Raw genomic sequence first — 14,429 nt, 5'->3', positions numbered from 1 at the left:
TGCCTTCCGGAGTCGGGGCTAGAGGCTGATCCAGCCCGCGGCCAGCGCGACGACGCCGAGCACGGCGCCGAGCACGGAGACGGCGAGGATGATCGGCTCGCGGCCGGAGAAGAGGCGTCTGCCCTGCTCACGGCGGGCCATCACGAAGAGGACGGTGGCGGGGGCGTAGAAGATGAACGAGACGAGGACGAACTTGAGCCCGGCCGCGTACAGCAGGAACGCCGTGTAGACGGTGGCGAGGACGGCGACCACGAGGTCCGAGGAGAAGCCGGTGCCGCCGCCGACCGTGCGGGGATCGGGCCGCAGCGCGATCTTCAGGGCGAACGCGGCGGCCAGCAGGAACGGGATCAGCGTCAGGGAGCTGGTCAGGTCCAGCGCGAAGTTGAAGGCGTCGTCGGAGAACAGCGTGATGACGAGGACGATCTGCGACAGGATCGTCGTCATCAGGAGCGCGGGCACCGGCACGTCCTCGGCGGTGGCGCGGCCCAGGAAGCGCGGCATGTCCTCGTCCTGGGCGGCGACGTACAGCACCTCGGCGGCCATCAGGGTCCAGGCGAGATAGGCGCCGAGCACCGAGATGATCAGGCCGACGCTGACGAAGACCTCGCCCCAGGTGCCGACCGCCTCCTGGAGCACCCCGGCCATCGACGGCTGGCGCAGCTCGGCGATCTCGCTCATCGGCAGGATCCCGTACGACACGATGGTGACCGAGGCGAAGATCGCGAAGACGCTGAGGAAGCCGAGGATGGTGGCCCGGCCGACGTCCTCGCGGCGCTTGGCGTGCCGCGAGTAGACGCTGGCGCCCTCGACGCCGAGGAAGACGAAGACGGTGGCGAGCATGGTGCCGCGGACCTGGTTGAACAGCGAGCCGGCGTAGTCGGCGCCGCCCCAGTTCTCGGCGAAGACGTGCGGCTTGAAGAAGAACAGCGCCAGGATCACGAAGACGACGATCGGGACGACCTTGGCGACCGTGACGATCCGGTTGATCGTCGCGGCCTCCTTCACGCCACGGCGGATGAGCAGGAAGAACGCCCACAGGCCCACCGAGGACAGCACGATCGCGAGGACGGTGTCGCCGTCGCCGAGCGCCGGGGCGATCGCGCCGATCGTGGACATGATCAGCACCCAGTACGTCACGTTGCCGACGCAGGCGCTGGCCCAGTAGCCGAACGCGGAGAAGAAGCCGAGGTACTCGCCGAACCCGGCCTTGGCGTACGCGTACACCCCCGCGTCGAGGTCCGGTCTGCGCAGCGCGAGACGCTGGAAGACGAAGGCCAGCATCAGCATGCCGGCGCCCGCGACCACCCAGGCGATGAGCGCGCCGGCCACGCCCGTCTCGTCCGCGAACCGGCGGGGCAGCGAGAAGACCCCCGCGCCGACCATGGAACCGACGACCATCGTCGTCAGCGTGAACAACGTCAGCTTGGCGGCCCGGGGAGCGGTGTCCCGGGCGGTGCCCCCGGTGGAGTCCGCGGCCTGATCCATACGCTTCAGTCTTCTACCGAAATGCTGGATCCTGCACCTTTTCGACATGCTTTCGTACTGTTTCTGGCCTGCTTCCGAATAGCCGGACAGGTCAATGTGTGAGCAGCATGATGTGTTATGTACTCCTCTCTCACTCCCGCGGTCCTCGCGGAACTGCGCCGGCAACGCCCCTATCCGGCGGTGTCCCTGGTGATGCCGACCCATCGGCGGCGGCCCGAGAACGCCCAAGACCCGGTCCGGCTGAACAATCTCGTCTCCGAGGCGGAGCGGCGGCTGGCCGCGGACCCCGGGGTCACCGCCGACCACCGCGACGACGTGCTCGCGCAGCTGCGGGCGGCCGTCGCGGAGACCGACCTCGCGCACGCCGCGGACGGCCTGCTGGTCTTCGCCGCCCCCGGCGAGCACCAGGTCTGGGCCGTCGACCGGACGGTGCCCGAGCGCGTCGTGCTCGCCGACACCTTCCTGACCCGTAATCTGGTGGCCGCCGACACCGCCGCGCGCCCCTACTGGGTGCTGTCCGTCGCCGCCGACCGGATCACCCTGTGGGCCGGCCGGGGTGAGCGCGTGAGCCGGGACACCGGCCACGGCTTCCCCCTGGAGCGCGATCTGGAGGACCCGGACGCGGAACGCGAGGAGCGGGTCGGCGATCTGCCGAGCACCTACCGCGACGAGCAGGCGCGCCAGTTCTTCCGGGACGCGGACGCGACCCTCACCGACCTGCTGGCCGCCGAGCGGCGCCCGCTGTACGTCACCGGGGAGCCGGCCGCGCTGACCCTGCTGGACGAGGTCGGCGACGCCGCGCGCGGGGCGGTCCAGGTGCCGTTCGGCGGGCTGGCGCACGGCACGCCGGAGGCGGTCGCCAAGGCGGTCGCCCCGGCGCGCGAGGAGGAGGCCCGGCGGGCGGTCGGCGAGGCGTTGGAGGGCCTGGACCGGGCGCGCGGCGGTCACACGTACGCGGCCGGGGTGGACGAGGTCTGGCAGAAGGCGTCGGACGCGCGGATCCACCGGCTCGTCGTGGAGGAGAACTTCCGGACCACCGTACGGGCCGGCGAGGGGCATCTGGAGCCCGCGGCGGACGACGACCTGGACGCGGTCCACGACATCGTGGACGAGATCGTCGAGTCCGCCCTGGAGACCGGGGCCGAGGTCGTCTTCGTCCCGGACGGCACCCTCGCCGAGGCCGGGCACATCGCCGCCGTCCTGCGCTTCTGAGGCGTGGGCACGGCACACCGAGCAAGCCGAGAGAGAGGCAGCGGAACCGGTCATGAGGACACCCACGACCACCAGGGCGGCCCGCCGTACGGCCGTCGCACTCGCCGTGTGCGCCGCGACCGGCGTCCTGACGCTCGCCGCGTGCGGCGACGACGGCGACTCCGGCGCGGCGAGCAGCAGCCCGCGCGCGACCGCACCGAACGCGTCGGACTTCTCGGGCGAGCCGCCGTCGGCGCTCGCCTCCAGCGCCGCGTCGAAGAAGGCGGAGGTGAAGGAGTCGGCGTCGCGGGCGGCGGAATCCGCGTCCCAGCGCGCGCACGACTTCGAGGCGTCGGTCTCCGCCGAAGTGGAGCGCAGCAGGCAGGAGTTCACGCGCGAGCTGGACAAGGCGGACGGCAAGGGCAACGCCATGGACAGCGTCTCGCTGACCGGCAAGCCGCTGGCCGAGACGGACAACGTGCGCGCTCTCGTCGTCACCATCACCAACAAGACCGACGCGAAGGCCTCGTACGCGGTGCGGGTCGACTTCAGCGACGCGGACGGCAAGGTGGTGGAGTCGACGGTCGTCGGCGCCAAGGACCTCGCCGCGGGCGACAGGGCCCAGCCGCTCGCCATCAGCACCAAGCCGCCGGAGCCGCACCTCACCGCGAAGGTCGCGCAGGCGCAGCGCTACTGACGGAGCGGCAGCCGCACACTCGCATCTCGGGCTCGTTTTGGTCCCGGGCGCCTCCGGTCCATAGGATCCGGCGGATGATCATCAGACAACGGCTGGCGGCAGGGCTGTGCGCCCTGCTCGCCGCCCTGACAGCCGGCGGCCTGGCGCCCACAGCGGCGTACGCGGACGAGACCGACAGCAAACCCGCCCCGCAGGTCGAACTCGTCCTGGACGTCAGCGGATCCATGCGCGCCCGCGACATCGACGGCGGCTCGCGGATGGCCGCGGCGAAGCAGGCCTTCAACGAGGTCCTCGACGCGACCCCCGAAGAGGTGGAACTCGGGATACGGACGCTCGGCGCCAACTATCCCGGCGACGACCGCAGGACGGGCTGCAAGGACACCCAACAGCTCTACCCGGTCGGCCCGTTGGACCGCACCGAGGCGAAGACGGCCGTGGCCACGCTGCAGCCGACCGGCTGGACCCCGATCGGTCCCGCCCTGCTGAAGGCGGCCGGCGACTTCGGCGCCGGCGACGGCGCCAAGCGGATCGTCCTCATCAGCGACGGCGAGGACACCTGCCAGCCGCTCGACCCGTGCGAGGTGGCGCGCGAGATCGCCGCCAAGGGCATCGGCCTGACCATCGACACGCTCGGCCTGGTCGCCGACGCCAAGACCCGTGCGCAGCTGTCGTGCATCGCCGACGCCACCGGCGGCACGTACACCGCCGTGCGCCACAAGAACCAGCTCTCCAAGAAGGTCGGCCAGCTGGTGGACCGGGCGGCCGATCCGGTCGTCAACCCGGTGGCCGTCGACGGCGCCGCGCAGTGCGCCGACGCGCCGCAGCTCAAGCCCGGCCTGTACAGCGACCGGGAGAAGTTCGGCGAGCACCGCTTCTACCGCGTGGACGTCGATCCCGGGCAGGAGCTGCGCGCCTCGGTGAGCGTGGCGGACGACCGGGCCGTCAACCAGGACTACGGCGTGCTGCTGCGCGCGGTCACCACGCACGGCCGGGAGATCGTCCGCGGCCAGGAGGCGGGCGACGGCCGCACCGACGCCATCTCGACGGGCCTGCGCTATCCGCGGCCGGAGGCCGACGACGATGACGAGCAGAGCCCGGAGACGGTCTGCCTCCAGGTCTCGAACTCCTACTCCGCGCCCGCCTCGGTGAAGACGAGCCCCGGTCTGCCGGTCGAGCTGACGGTCGACCTGGTGGACGGTCCCGACCAGGCGTCGGACGTGGCCGCGTTCGGGCTCGGCAACGGCTGGTGGCTGCTGCTCGCGCTGGTCGTGGTCGGTTTCCTCGCGGGTGTGATCTGGGGCTGGCTCTCGCGCTGGCGTGTCGCCGTCTGGAGGACGAACTGATGCGACGTACAAGGCTGTTGACGGGCGTCCTGCTGGGCGCCGCCACCGCTCTGTTGGCGCTGGCCGGACCGGTCGCCGCGGACGACGACACGTCCGGGAAGGCGCCGACCGAGGCGGGTACGTCGTTCCGTACGGCGGCGCAGATGCAGCAGGACCAGAAGGCGACGGCCAGCGCGTCGACGGGCGACTACCTGTACTGGTCGTACCCGGCCGACGCGGGGCAGCGTCCCACGGTGCGGGCCACGGTCGACCTGTCGACGGCGCAGGCCCGGCACGGGGCGCAGACCTGGCGGATCGACGTGTACGACGGGCTGCGGCGCCGTCAGTCGTGCATGTACGGGATGCAGGCGCGCACGGTGCCCGCGGAGGCGAAGAGCGTGGACCTCGCCTGTACCCTGCGGCCGGTGCGGGCCTGGTCGGAGGCGTGGGCCAATGATCCGCTGCCCGGCACGTACTACGTCCGGCTGACGGTGACCTCGCTCGCCGACGCCGATCTGGGCCAGCCGGTGTCCGCCTCGGTCGAGGCGCAGTCGAAGGACCTCGGCTCCTCGGCGGCGGTGGACGGGAAGCTGTCCACTCCGCTGGTCCCGGGCACGACCGCCTCGGCCGAGAAGGCCGCGCCGGCGGACGGGTGGTCCTCCGGGTGGTGGACGGGTCGCTGGGTGTGGACGGCGGCCGGGGCCGTGCTGGCGGCGCTGGCGGGTATCGGTGGTTACGCCCTGACGCGCGGCTCGGGACGGCCGGTGGGCGCTCCGTAGGGGGTCCACGGGTTCGCTGCGCGGGTGCGGGTGCGGGTGCGGGTGCGGGTGCGGGGCTGCTCGCGGAGTTCCCCGCGCCCCTGGGCAGTTCCTCGCCCGCGGCTCGGTGGCCGCTTCTCGCGCAGTTCCCCGCGCCCCTGAGATGCGCACTTCGTGCGCCATCTCATCGACAGAGGCGCGCGGAGCGCGGCCTCAGGGGAAGGCTGCGCGTCAGCGCATGCCTTCAGGGGCGCGGGGAACTGCGCGACCAGCCACGACGAGAGTTGTCGACGCGAGACGGGCTCAGGGCTCGACGGCGAGGAGGCGCTTGGCCAGGGCCCCGCCACCCGCGACGGAGATCCGGCCGGAGCGGGCCGCCTCCACCAGACCGAGCTCACCCCGGGCAACGGCCCCGCACACCTCGGCGTCCAACGCCAGCCGCACATCGACCACCCCCTCCCCCGGGGAACCGTCCCCGTACACCGGCTCCCCGCCCACCCGCAGGTGGAACACCCCTTCATCCACCCGCACCTCGACCACCCCGGCCTCCCCGAGCCGCTCCAACTGCCCCAGCAACGGCAGCGCCAGCCAATGCGCCCGCACCGCGTCGGTGGGCCGCCGCTCGGCGAGATCGGCCGCGCCCCACTCCCCCAGCGCCTGGAGCACGGGCAGCAACCCCCTTCCGCGCGGGGTGAGTTCATACACGTACACCGAGGCGGGCGCACCGAGCCGGCGCCGCGTGGCGAGCCCGTCGCGCTCCATGTCCTTCAGGCGCGTGGCCAGCATGTCCGTACTGACGCCGGGGAGATCGGCGTGCAGATCGGTGTAGCGGCGCGGCCCGGCGAGGAGTTCGCGCACGATCAGGAGGGTCCAGCGGTCCCCGACGGAGTCGAGGGCGCGGGCCGCTGCGCAGTACTGGTCGTAGCTTCGGCGTGGCATGGCTCGCAGTCTATGCAAGTTGTTGGACTTTCCAAGCGCCCACTTGGTAAAACCAAGTAACAACGGTTCAGCACAGTGACACCTGGTCCGCCTGGAGGGCAAGCGCATGGAGTTCCGGCAGTCGAGCAAGCTGAGCGAGGTCTGCTACGAGATCCGCGGCCCGGTGATCGAGCACGCCAACGCGCTGGAGGAGGCGGGCCACAGCGTCCTGCGCCTGAACACCGGGAACCCCGCGCTCTTCGGCTTCGAGGCGCCCGAGGAGATCGTCCAGGACATGATCCGGATGCTGCCGCAGGCGCACGGCTACACCGACTCGCGCGGCATCCTCTCGGCCCGCCGCGCCGTCGCCCAGCGCTACCAGACGCTCGGCCTGGAGGTCGACGTCGAGGACGTCTTCCTGGGCAACGGCGTGTCGGAGCTGGTCTCCATGGCCGTACAGGCGCTGATCGAGGACGGCGACGAAGTCCTCATCCCCGCACCGGACTTCCCGCTGTGGACAGCGGTCACGACGCTCTCCGGCGGCAAGGCCGTCCACTACCTGTGCGACGAACAGGCCGAGTGGTACCCGGATCTGGCCGACATGGAGGCGAAGATCACCGACCGCACCAAGGCGGTCGTGATCATCAACCCCAACAACCCCACCGGCGCCGTCTACCCCAAGGAGATCGTCGAGGGCATCCTCGGCCTCGCCCGCCGCCACGGCCTCATGGTCTTCGCGGACGAGATCTACGACCAGATCCTGTACGACGACGCCGTCCACCACAGCGCCGCCGCCCTCGCCCCCGACCTGGTGGTCCTCACCTTCTGCGGGCTGTCGAAGACGTACCGCGTGGCGGGCTTCCGCTCCGGCTGGCTGGTGATCACGGGCCCGAAGCAGCACGCGAAGAACTATCTGGAGGGCCTGACGATGCTGGCCTCCATGCGCCTGTGCCCGAACGCGCCGGCCCAGTACGCCATCCAGGCCGCGCTCGGCGGCCGCCAGTCGATCCACGAACTCACCGCGCCCGGCGGCCGGTTGCGCGAACAGCGCGACAAGGCGTGGGAGAAGCTCAACGAGATCCCGGGGGTCAGCTGCGTCAAGCCGAAGGGCTCGCTGTACGCGTTCCCGCGCCTGGACCCGAAGGTGCATCCCCTCGTCGACGACGAGAGGTTCGTCCTCGATCTGCTGCTGCGCGAGAAGATCCAGGTGGTGCAGGGCACGGGCTTCAACTGGCCGCGCCCCGACCACTTCCGGATCCTCACCCTCCCCTACGCTGATGATCTCGACGCCGCGATCAGCCGGATCGGGCGCTTCCTGAGCGGATACCGTCAGTGACCTCCTGCACCGCCTGCCCGTATCCGAGTCACACCCAGTTCGCCTCGCCGGACCTCGTCGGGCCCATCGTGAACGAGGGGTTCGACCGGGCCCTGGACCCCGCGTGGGCCGACTCGGGAGCGGCGACGGTCGAGGACTACGCACGCTGGTGCGGGCACCTGTGCGGGGCGACCTGTCTGCGGATGGCACTCGGCGCCGGGGCGCCGTCCCTCTTCGAACTGCGCGACGGGGCAGTGAAGTTCGGCGCGTACACGGTGGATGCGGACGGCGACATCCACGGCATGATCTACGCGCCGGCCGTGGCGTACCTGCGCCGGACCCACGGCATGGCGGCGGAGGTGCACCGGGAGCTGACGGCGGGCGGCATCGGCGCGCTCCTCGACGCGGGCCGGCTGGTCGTCGCCTCCGTCCACTACGCGATCCGCCGCCCGCACGAACCGTCGCCCGGCCGGGGCGGCCATCTGGTCCTGGTCACCGCCCGTACGGCGGACGGTTCGGGCTACCACTTCCACAACCCCTCGGGCACGGACGCGGCGACCCGCACCGCGTCGCTGCCGGTGGAGCGGTTCGCGGAGTTCTTCGCGGGACGCGGCATGTCGCTCGTCCCCGGACCCGCGACGGCACCGGAGGCGTAACCTGCCCCCGGCGGTCGGCGTACGGGCGGAGGAGTACGAAACGGTGGACGCGGCTCTGATAGCGGTGCTCGGCACCCTGCTCGGCTCGGTGGTCACGCACTTCTTCCAGGGGCGGGCGACCGTGCGCGGCGCGGAGCTGGCGCGGGCCGAGCAGATGCGGCAGGAACGGATCTCCAGTTACAGCGCGTTCGCGGGGGCGCTGCTCGACTACCGGCGCAGCCAGAACGACCGCTGGTTCCGGTCGCACGAGAACGCGCCGGACGCGATCGTGGACGCCTCCCGGTTCACGTCGTACGAGGCGCGGATCACCGCCCGCTCCGCGCTCACCCGCGTCCAGTTGATCTGCGACGACGCACGTCTGCGCCAACTCGCCGAGCAGGCCTTCGAGTTCGTGAACTGTCTGCACGAGGCGACCGACGCGGCCGACCGCGACCGGCGCTCCCTCGAGTCGAAGCGGACACTGGACGCGTTCGTGTCGGCGGCGGCTCCGACCGTGCGCTGAGCGCGTACGAACGCTCCGGCGCGGGCACCTCTTCCCCATGACGGACAAGCCGCTGCTGCTGCTCGACGTGGACGGCCCGCTCAACCCGTACGAGGACCGGTTCGCCAGGCTGCGCGGCTACCGCGCGCACCGGCTGAAGCCGTCCGGCTGGATGTCGCGGCAGGATCCGGGGTCACGCCGGTACCGTCGGGGGCTGCGCGTGGTGCTGCACCCGGGACACGGGGCACGGCTGCGGGCGCTGCCCTACGAGCTGGCCTGGGCCACGACGTGGATGCACGAGGCGAACGAGATGATCGCGCCCGCGGTCGGGCTGCCGCGGGATCTGCCGGTCATCGAGTGGCCGCGGATGTTCGCCACCGATCCGGACGGCCTGTACTGGAAGACGCGGACGCTCGTCGAGTGGGCGGCCGGGCGGCCCTTCGCCTGGGTCGACGACATGCTGACCGACGCCGATGTGCGGTACGTGGCCGAGCGCCACGGGGCGCCCGCGCTGCTGCTCACCATCCACCCCCGGCGCGGCCTGCGGACCGCCGACTTCGCCCGACTGCGTTCCTGGGCCGAGGAGTTGGGGCGCTCCTAGCCGGGGCCGGGCTCAGCGGCCCAGGAGGGAGTCCAGGGCCGTCACCGGGTCCCGGGCCGGCTCGCCGCGGGGCCACCAGTCGTCGCGGCCGGGGTCGGACTCGTAGCCGTACCACCAGCCGTCGCGGCCGAGGCGGAGCTGGAGGGACGGCGTGGAGAGGTGGTTGCGGCGGGGGCGGAACTCGGGGTGGCCCTGGGCGAGCAGCGCCGGGCGGGCCCGGTCGAACGGGCCGGCGGGCGGGTCCCACTCCTCTTCCAGGACCGAGAGCCCTTCGAGGCCGCCCTGGCGCCAGGCGGCGACGGCGCGGGCCAGGTCGGCGGGGGTGCGTCCGGTGCCGCGGGAGAGCGAGGCGTAGAGCGCGCGGGTGGCGGCGGTGAGGCCGGAGCCGGGGTGTCCGGCTGCGACGCGGACGGCGTCCTGCCAGGGGGTGAGCCCGGCGATCGGGTCGCTGCCGGTGGTGAGCAGGGTGTGCGCGCGGGCGCCCGCCTCGGTGGCGAGCAGATCGAGGGCGAGCGGGTCGGGCCCCTGCGGGTGCTGGGGGTAGGAGGGCGGCCGCTCGGGGTGGGCCGGGGCGGGGAACTCCGGTGGCAGCGGCGGGAGTTCGGAGCGGGTCGCGAAGACGTCCCGGGCGGGGACGGTGTCGATCGCGGGGACCGCCGCACCGGTCCGCTCCGCCGCCGTGTGCGTGGCGTTGCGCCGGGTCAGCGCCGTGAGCAGTTCCTGCTCGCCTCGCCCGCGCAGCAGGAACAGTACGAACGGGTCCTCGTCGACGAGCCGCGCCGTCTGGTAGCAGAGCGCCGCCGCGTGCTTGCACGGGTGGGCGCGGTCCGGGCAGGTGCACTCGGGGGTCAGGTCGTCGGCGGTCGGCAGCAGGTCGACGACGGCGGCGAGCGCGTGCGGCACGTCCTTGTCGAGCAGCGAGGCCATGTGGTCGGGGCGGGCGGCGGCGGTGTCCAGGAAGCGGTCCCAGGCCTCGTCGGAGAGAGGGCGCAGGCGCAGCTCGGCCCGGTAGGGGCGGGGGCGCGAGCCGTGCACGTAGGCCACGGCGCGGCCGGGGGTGACGGTGATCGCGTCGACGTGGCCGCGGTCCGCGTAGGTCCGGCCGCGGGCGAGGCGGGCCGGGTCGAGGGCGGTGTCCTCCAGGGCATCGACCCAGGCGGTCCCCCACCAGGTGAGTGCGGCGTCGCCGCTCTGGGCGCGCGGCGGCAGGGGCGGGAACGTGCGCCGGCCGTCGGTGTGCCGGGCCTGCGCCTGCTCGGCGGTCCCGGCCCGGCCGGGGACGTGGGCCCTGTGGCGTCCGGTGTCGTCGCGCCTCATGCCGATCCCCTCCGCAGCGACACGAGATCGCTCAGCTCGCGGTCGGTCAGTTCGGTGAGCGCCGCGTCGCCGGAGCCGAGGACGGCGTCCGCCAGGGCCCGCTTGGCCGTGAGCAGTTCGGCGATCCGGTCCTCGACCGTGCCCTCGGTGATGAGCCGGTGCACCTGCACGGGCTGGGTCTGGCCGATGCGGTAGGCGCGGTCGGTGGCCTGCTCCTCCACCGCCGGGTTCCACCAGCGGTCGAAGTGGATGACGTGGCCCGCGCGCGTGAGGTTGAGCCCGGTGCCCGCCGCCTTCAGGGACAGCAGGAAGACAGGGACCTCGCCGGACTGGAACCGGTCCACCATGCGCTCGCGCTCGGCGACCGGGGTGCCGCCGTGCAGCAGTTGGTGCGGGATCGCGCGGGTGGTCAGGTGGGTGGAGAGGAGCCGGGCCATGGACACGTACTGGGTGAAGACGAGAACCGAGCCGCTCTCGGCGACGATGGTGTCGAGGAGTTCGTCGAGCAGGGCCAGCTTGCCGGAGCGGCCGACCAGGCGCGGGCGGGTCTGCTCGCCCTCCTTCAGGTACTGCGCGGGGTGGTTGCACACCTGCTTCAGGGAGGTCAGCAGCTTCATGATGAGGCCGCGCCGGCCGATGCCCTCGGCCTCCTCGATCTGGGCCATGGACTCGCGGACGACCGCTTCGTAGAGCGAGGCCTGCTCGCGCGTGAGGGGCGCCGGGTGGTCGGACTCGGTCTTGGGCGGCAGCTCGGGGACGATGCCGGGGTCGGACTTCTTGCGGCGCAGGATGAAGGGACGCACCAGGCGGGACAGCCGCTCGATGGCCTCCGGGTTCTCCAGCGGCCCCTCGCCCTCGACGGCCCGCGCGTGCAGGGCGCGGAAGGCCTTGAGCGGGCCGAGCAGGCCGGGTGTCGTCCAGTCGAGCAGCGCCCACAGCTCGGACAGGTTGTTCTCCACCGGGGTGCCGGTGAGGGCCACGCGCGCGGGGGTGTCGAGGGTGCGCAGGGCTTTCGCCGTCGCCGAGTTGGGGTTCTTGACGTGCTGTGCCTCGTCGGCGACGACCATGCCCCAGTCGTGCGCGGCGAGGTCGGCGGCGCGGGTGCGCAGGGTGCCGTAGGTGGTGAGGACGAAGCCGCCGGTGCCGTCGTCGAGGCTGCGGTCGGCGCCGTGGAAGCGGCGGACGGGGACGCCGGGCGCGAACTTCTCGATCTCGCGCTGCCAGTTGCCGAGCAGGGACGCGGGGCAGACGACGAGGGTGGGCTGCGGCCGGTCGCGGCGCAGGTGCAGCGCGATGAGGGTGACCGTCTTGCCGAGGCCCATGTCGTCGGCGAGGCAGCCGCCGAGTCCGAGGGAGGTCATGAGGTCGAGCCAGGCGAGGCCGCGCAGTTGGTAGTCGCGCAGGGTGGCGCGCAGGGCGGGCGGCGGCTCGACCGTGTCGATGCCCCGGGTGAGGCGGTCGCGGAGCTCGGCGAGGCGTCCGGTGGGCACGGCGGCGACCCGCTCGCCGTCGACCTCGGCCTCGCCGGTGAGGGCGACCGCGAGGGCGTCGACGGGCTGGAGCAGGCCCAGCTCCCGCTTGCGCGCCTTGCGGACGAGGTCGGGGTCGACGACCACCCACTGGTCGCGCAGCCGGACGACGGCCCGGTGCGATTCGGCGAGCACGTCCATCTCCCGCTCGGTCAGCGGGTCTCCGTCGAGCGCCAGCTGCCAGTTGAACGCCATCAGCTCGTCGGCGTCGAAGAACGTCGTGCCGTCGGTCGCCGAGCCCGGCGCGGTCCGCGCGCGCACCACGGCGGTGGCGGTCAGCGAACGGGCCAGCTCGCGCGGCCAGTGCAGGGAGACGCCGGCCTTGGCGAGCCGGGCCGCGCCGGGTCCGAGCAGGTCGATCAGCTCGCTCTCGGCGAGGGCCAGCACGTCGGGGACGTCCTGCTCCAGGAGGCGGCCGAGGGGCGGCCAGGCGGCGACGGCCCGGCGCACCGCGAGGACGGCGTCGATCCGGGCGCGCGGCCCGAAGTGGTCGTCGGCGTCGCCCGCCCACAGGTGTGCGGCGTCGACCACGCGCGTGGGGTCGGCGAGGCTGTGCACCTGGACGACGGCGGTCCCCGCGCGGCGTGCCTCGGGGGCGGCCTCGGCGCCTTCTCCAGGGTCCTCGGTGTCGAACAGGTCCTTGTTCGACAGGTCGAGCCGGAGCGAGATCCGCACGCCCGCGTCGAGCCCGGCGGCCGCCTCGACCGCCCAGGGCCGGGCCTGCGGGATGTGCTGGGCAGCGGCGGCGGCGAACGGGGCGCCCGCCGCGTGCGCCGCCGCCGGGGTGCGCGGCAGCGCGTCGGCCACAGCGTCCAGGAAGGCCCGCACCAGCGCCGACGGCTCGGGCACCTGGACGGGCCTGCGGCCGGCCACCGGGACCGCGAAGCCCTCCGGCGGCAGGGCGGCGGCGATCCCCCGGAGCTGGGCGACGTCGTCCTCGTCGAGCGGGCCCGCGCGCCAGGCGTCGTGGTCGGACGCGGTGAGTCCGGGCAGCAGCCGACCGCGGGCGAGGAGATGCAGCGCGTGCGCGGCGGCCGCGCCCCAGGCCGCGGCGGCGGGGTGGGCGCCCGCGGTGCGGCGGGCCCGCACCAGCAGGGGCAGCGCGTCGACGACGGGCAGCACGAGGGCGGGCACCTGGCGGCTGCGCACGCCCGCTCCGTGCGGTCGCACCACGGCGATCTCCGCGTCGGCGCCCGGCAGGCCGGCCGGGTCGTCCGGCGACCAGAAGGCGATCCGGCCCTCGCGCGGCAGCGGCGCGGGCAGAAAGACGGCGGCGGCGCGGAGCACGGCGCCCGGCAGTTCCTGCACGGCGACCCGGCCTCCTCTCGCTGCGCGCGTCGGGCCACTCGGCCGACGTGATCCATTCGATCCGTTCGATCTCTGAAACCTTACGGGCCGGGTCCGACAATCCCCGCCGCCGACCGTGACGCGCGCCCCGGGTACGGTTCCAGCGACAATGTCCGATGAATGTCCTGTGACCATTCCGAACCCTGACAGAACGGGGCGCGTGTCTTGGGTGATCTGCTCCTTGTCCGGCACGGTGAGACCGAGTGGGCCCTGACGGGCCAGCACACCGGGCTGACCGACCTCCCGCTGACCGAGAACGGCCGGGAGGAGGCGCGCCGCGTGGCGCCGCTCGTCGGCAGCTATCACATCGGCGCCGTCTTCGTCAGTCCGCTGCAGCGCGCGCGGGAGACCGCCGAACTGGCCGGCCTCTCGCGCGTCACCGTCGACCGTGACCTGGTCGAATGGGACTACGGCGCCTACGAGGGCGTGACCACGCGGGAGATCCAGCGCACCCGGCCCGACTGGTTCCTCTTCGACGACGGGGTGCCCGAGGGGCCGCCGGAGCATCCCGGCGAGACCCCCGAGGAGGTGGGCGCGCGGGCCGACCGGATGCTCTCCAAGGTGGACGCGGCGCTCGCCAACAACGAGGGCAGCGTGGTGCTCGTCTCGCACGGCCACTTCCTGCGGGTGCTGACCGCGCGCCGCCTCGGTCTGCCGCCGTCGGGCGGCGCCCACTTCCTGCTGGCGACGGGCACGGTGAGCCGTTTGACCTTCGAGCACGGCCGCCCCGTGATCTCGGGCTGGAACCTGCGGCCCTGAGGCCGTTGTCGGTCCCGTCGTGCACCATCGTCGGCAGGGAGTCCGCAGCCGAC

Annotated in this window: 13 protein-coding genes; 9 read left to right on the top strand and 4 right to left on the bottom strand. The window is 73.1% G+C overall.

Annotated elements, in window-relative coordinates; all coding sequences use genetic code 11:
- Positions 1 to 18 precede the first annotated feature (18 nt).
- Complete coding sequence (locus tag ABII15_RS31005) at positions 19 to 1,485, bottom strand: basic amino acid/polyamine antiporter (RefSeq protein WP_353945578.1); 1,467 nt, start codon at positions 1,483 to 1,485, stop codon at positions 19 to 21.
- 117 nt (positions 1,486 to 1,602) lie between these two features.
- Here ABII15_RS31005 and ABII15_RS31000 point away from each other — a divergent pair, with 117 nt between their 5' ends.
- From ABII15_RS31000 to ABII15_RS30985, 4 genes are all read left to right on the top strand, one after another.
- On the top strand, positions 1,603 to 2,697 hold the full coding sequence (locus ABII15_RS31000; RefSeq protein WP_353945577.1) for a chemotaxis protein: 1,095 nt from the start codon (positions 1,603 to 1,605) through the stop codon (positions 2,695 to 2,697).
- Between the two features lie 52 nt (positions 2,698 to 2,749).
- The gene (locus ABII15_RS30995; protein WP_353945576.1) at positions 2,750 to 3,373 is read left to right on the top strand and encodes an FxLYD domain-containing protein; all 624 of its coding nucleotides are present in this window, start codon (positions 2,750 to 2,752) and stop codon (positions 3,371 to 3,373) included.
- Positions 3,374 to 3,447: 74 nt separating this feature from the next.
- Positions 3,448 to 4,716, top strand: coding sequence for a VWA domain-containing protein (locus tag ABII15_RS30990; RefSeq protein ID WP_353945575.1), 1,269 nt, complete (start codon positions 3,448 to 3,450; stop codon positions 4,714 to 4,716).
- Entirely contained in the window at positions 4,716 to 5,474 is a 759-nt protein-coding gene (locus ABII15_RS30985; protein WP_353945574.1) for a hypothetical protein, read from the top strand. The genes ABII15_RS30990 and ABII15_RS30985 overlap by 1 nt, the downstream gene beginning before the upstream one ends.
- 282 nt (positions 5,475 to 5,756) lie before the next feature.
- Here the strand turns inward: ABII15_RS30985 and ABII15_RS30980 are convergent, their stop codons facing one another.
- Entirely contained in the window at positions 5,757 to 6,392 is a 636-nt protein-coding gene (locus tag ABII15_RS30980) for a helix-turn-helix domain-containing protein (protein ID WP_353945573.1), read from the bottom strand.
- Positions 6,393 to 6,498: 106 nt separating this feature from the next.
- Between ABII15_RS30980 and ABII15_RS30975 the strand changes: the two genes are divergently transcribed.
- The 4 genes from ABII15_RS30975 to ABII15_RS30960 are packed head-to-tail and all read left to right on the top strand — an operon-like array spanning position 6,499 to position 9,424.
- Positions 6,499 to 7,707 (top strand): pyridoxal phosphate-dependent aminotransferase, encoded by a 1,209-nt coding sequence (locus tag ABII15_RS30975; RefSeq protein ID WP_353945572.1) that lies wholly within the window; start codon positions 6,499 to 6,501, stop codon positions 7,705 to 7,707.
- Positions 7,704 to 8,342 carry a peptidase gene (locus tag ABII15_RS30970; RefSeq protein ID WP_353945571.1) on the top strand — a complete coding sequence of 213 codons (639 nt, stop codon included), beginning with the start codon at positions 7,704 to 7,706 and terminating at the stop codon, positions 8,340 to 8,342. Before ABII15_RS30975 ends, ABII15_RS30970 begins: the two co-directional genes overlap by 4 nt.
- 43 nt (positions 8,343 to 8,385) lie before the next feature.
- Positions 8,386 to 8,844, top strand: a complete 459-nt coding sequence (locus ABII15_RS30965; protein ID WP_353945570.1) for a hypothetical protein — start codon at positions 8,386 to 8,388, stop codon at positions 8,842 to 8,844.
- 37 nt (positions 8,845 to 8,881) lie between these two features.
- A complete protein-coding gene (locus ABII15_RS30960; protein WP_353945569.1) occupies positions 8,882 to 9,424 on the top strand; it encodes a hypothetical protein in 543 nt (180 codons plus the stop codon).
- Between the two features lie 12 nt (positions 9,425 to 9,436).
- Here the strand turns inward: ABII15_RS30960 and ABII15_RS30955 are convergent, their stop codons facing one another.
- A complete protein-coding gene (locus ABII15_RS30955) occupies positions 9,437 to 10,741 on the bottom strand; it encodes an SWIM zinc finger family protein (protein ID WP_353945568.1) in 1,305 nt (434 codons plus the stop codon).
- Complete coding sequence (locus ABII15_RS30950) at positions 10,738 to 13,578, bottom strand: DEAD/DEAH box helicase (protein ID WP_353945567.1); 2,841 nt, start codon at positions 13,576 to 13,578, stop codon at positions 10,738 to 10,740. Before ABII15_RS30950 ends, ABII15_RS30955 begins: the two co-directional genes overlap by 4 nt.
- A gap of 204 nt (positions 13,579 to 13,782) precedes the next feature.
- Between ABII15_RS30950 and ABII15_RS30945 the strand changes: the two genes are divergently transcribed.
- Complete coding sequence (locus ABII15_RS30945) at positions 13,783 to 14,376, top strand: histidine phosphatase family protein (RefSeq protein ID WP_353945566.1); 594 nt, start codon at positions 13,783 to 13,785, stop codon at positions 14,374 to 14,376.
- Positions 14,377 to 14,429: the final 53 nt, after the last annotated feature.

This window comes from Streptomyces sp. HUAS MG91, from assembly GCF_040529335.1.
In the GTDB taxonomy this organism is placed as follows: Bacteria; Actinomycetota; Actinomycetes; order Streptomycetales; family Streptomycetaceae; genus Streptomyces; species Streptomyces tabacisoli.
The sequence above is the reverse complement of the archived record's forward strand: the minus strand, read 5'-3'. Positions and strand labels throughout refer to the sequence as shown.

Excerpts from the sequence above, each read along its gene's own strand:
- ABII15_RS31005 (WP_353945578.1), bottom strand. The coding sequence starts at position 1,485 with ATGGATCAGGCCGCGGACTCCACCGGGGGCACCGCCCGGGACACCGCT.
- ABII15_RS31000 (WP_353945577.1), top strand. The coding sequence starts at position 1,603 with ATGTACTCCTCTCTCACTCCCGCGGTCCTCGCGGAACTGCGCCGGCAA.
- ABII15_RS30995 (WP_353945576.1), top strand. The coding sequence starts at position 2,750 with ATGAGGACACCCACGACCACCAGGGCGGCCCGCCGTACGGCCGTCGCA.
- ABII15_RS30990 (WP_353945575.1), top strand. The coding sequence starts at position 3,448 with ATGATCATCAGACAACGGCTGGCGGCAGGGCTGTGCGCCCTGCTCGCC.
- ABII15_RS30985 (WP_353945574.1), top strand. The coding sequence starts at position 4,716 with ATGCGACGTACAAGGCTGTTGACGGGCGTCCTGCTGGGCGCCGCCACC.
- ABII15_RS30980 (WP_353945573.1), bottom strand. The coding sequence starts at position 6,392 with ATGCCACGCCGAAGCTACGACCAGTACTGCGCAGCGGCCCGCGCCCTC.
- ABII15_RS30975 (WP_353945572.1), top strand. The coding sequence starts at position 6,499 with ATGGAGTTCCGGCAGTCGAGCAAGCTGAGCGAGGTCTGCTACGAGATC.
- ABII15_RS30960 (WP_353945569.1), top strand. The coding sequence starts at position 8,882 with ATGACGGACAAGCCGCTGCTGCTGCTCGACGTGGACGGCCCGCTCAAC.
- ABII15_RS30955 (WP_353945568.1), bottom strand. The coding sequence starts at position 10,741 with ATGAGGCGCGACGACACCGGACGCCACAGGGCCCACGTCCCCGGCCGG.